This is a genomic window from Vibrio sp. V01_P9A10T6 (assembly GCF_963877065.1).
Lineage (GTDB): Bacteria > Pseudomonadota > Gammaproteobacteria > Enterobacterales > Vibrionaceae > Vibrio > Vibrio anguillarum.
Window position 1 is genome coordinate 1 of record NZ_CAWNTB010000131.1, and the last position, 2197, is coordinate 2197.

2 protein-coding genes are annotated in these 2197 nt (G+C 45.2%); one reads left to right on the top strand and one right to left on the bottom strand.

The window, feature by feature from the left end:
* Window positions 1-212 (top strand): sterol desaturase family protein (locus tag AACQ21_RS06885; protein ID WP_146127541.1); only part of this gene is annotated, 212 nt, incomplete at its 5' end.
* Window positions 213-249: 37 nt separating this feature from the next.
* On the opposite strand, the gene AACQ21_RS06890 is transcribed toward AACQ21_RS06885, so the two are convergent.
* Window positions 250-2197 (bottom strand): methyl-accepting chemotaxis protein (locus AACQ21_RS06890; protein WP_258174214.1); only part of this gene is annotated, 1948 nt, incomplete at its 5' end.

A 2197-nucleotide genomic window follows, 5' to 3' on the forward strand; every position in this document is an offset into this window, starting at 1 on the left:
CTGACATGCATCGGGTACATCATTCAGTCATTGTGCGAGAAACTCACTCCAATTTTGGTTTTTTCTTGTCATGTTGGGATCGGCTATTTCGTACTTATCGTGCGCAGCCAGAATTGGGCCATAAGCAGGTCATTATCGGCCTACCACTCTTTCGAGAGAAGCGTGAGCAGTGGTTGGATAAAATGCTTACCCAACCATTTAGAAAAAAGTGACAACGTCATGAAAATACAGAAATTCGCACTGGATAAGCTAGTTGAGCGTATATTTATGCAACATAGCCTGCTGTTCACCCGCAACTTCAGCCACCTGCTCTGAACTTTCGACCATGGCTTCAAGCTGTAATTTGGTTTGCTCGCCTTGCGATGAAACTTGGCTGATAGATTGACTTACATCGGCCGTCGCTCGTTCTTGTTCTTCTGTTGCAACGCTTATCTGCTCAACTCGAGCACGAATCTGTTCCACTGCTTTTTCTATCTGCTCAAATGTTGTTTTGACTTCTTGACTCGATTGCAGCGCATTACTCATCTCTTGCCGCGAATCCGATACCGCTTGACGAGAGCGCTGCGTTGCATTGGTGAGTTCATTCATCATGTCTCGGATATTGGTGGTTTGCTGTGATGTATCGCTGGCCAATTTGCGTACTTCATCGGCTACAACCGCAAAACCACGCCCTTGTTCGCCAGCTCTTGCTGCTTCAATCGCGGCGTTCAACGCCAGTAAGTTGGTGCTGTCAGCAATACCGCTGATCATATCCACCATCTCGCGAATTTTCTTCACGCGCTGGTCAAGCTCGTGCATTGCTTCATCGTTTAAATGCAGTGTATTTTCAAGAGATTCCAAGCGAACACGGTTTTGTTCCACCACTTTCACCCCTTGCGTAGAAAACTGGCTGGCAGCCACTGATTCTTCATAAGATTCACTGGTCACAAGCGTGATATTCCGAATCGCCGATTCCAACTCACTCACGGTGGAAACCATGTTAACCAACGAATCATTTTGTGCGGCTAAACTGCGGTTGGATTTATCGGCTGCATCGTGACTGGTTTCGGCATTTTGGTAGAGCATTTCACAATTGCGCGTTACGGTAGAAATTGAATATTTTGTTGATTCAATAACTTGGTTTAGTTGTAGAGCAACTTCTTTAAATTCACTCGGGCCAATCAAGCGAGCGGGTTGAGAAAAATCGTGTTGAGTTAATAATGCAAGCTTGGCCAATAAGTTGTTCAGCCCCAGCTTTAGCCAGTGGCGTAACCCTAGCCATGCAAGTAAAACCAAAGCGACCAGAATAATGCCGCCAGTATATTGTACTTGCTTAACCATTAGCATTGCGTCATGAACCACGTTCTCACTGTGTTTGATCAACTCACTTGCAGTGGCAGAAATCGTATTTAGCAGTGCTACCGTGTCTTTGGCTAGCTGCGCAGCTTGTGCCATTTCTTGTCGCTGCTGCTGTGCTTGCTCAATTTTATTTAAGATCAGTGCTAAAATGCCATGCTCAACAAAACCCGCTTTAACCATTTCATAAGGTGCCGTCAGGCTTGCAAACTCCATAACATCAGGATGCCACTCTTTGAAATCATCAAAGGCTAGCTCAATTCCTGCCATGCGATTACGGATTTCTTTAAATTGCACTTTGGCCTGTTCAGGATCGTTTTGCATCATTAACAGTAAGAAGGTACTTTCCATCGAACTTGCACTGGCAATAAAGCGGTTAGCCGCATCCATCGATTCAGGGTTATCTAATGCGAGAAATGAACTGATCCGGTTCATCTCCGGTCCAATGGAGCTTAATCCGTAACGAAACGCGGTGGCGGCGTTATCGATAGCATTCTGCTGTTCAAGCAAAGAGGCCTGCGTTGATAAAATAGAATAGGTGAGCTGCTGAAAAGCCGCACTTTTGCTGCGTAACGACACTTGATGATCTTGAGTAATCGCGTTACCGATACGAGTAGCGATGGAGAAAAGCTGGTCAGTAAGTTGGTCAGTCTGCTGGTTTAAGTGGCTTAATTGCTGGTTTACCGCTTCTAATTCTGCCGATTCCGCTGTGCGGATGCCATCTCCGAGAGATTGTACTTGTTCTAATATATTTTGCGTCAACCTTGCATTATTTAATGCCAAAGGTAGTGTTTGTTCAGACAATCCAGAAAACTGTAGCCCTACCTTATCGATGCTTTTTAAACTGGTGATGGATAAAAGG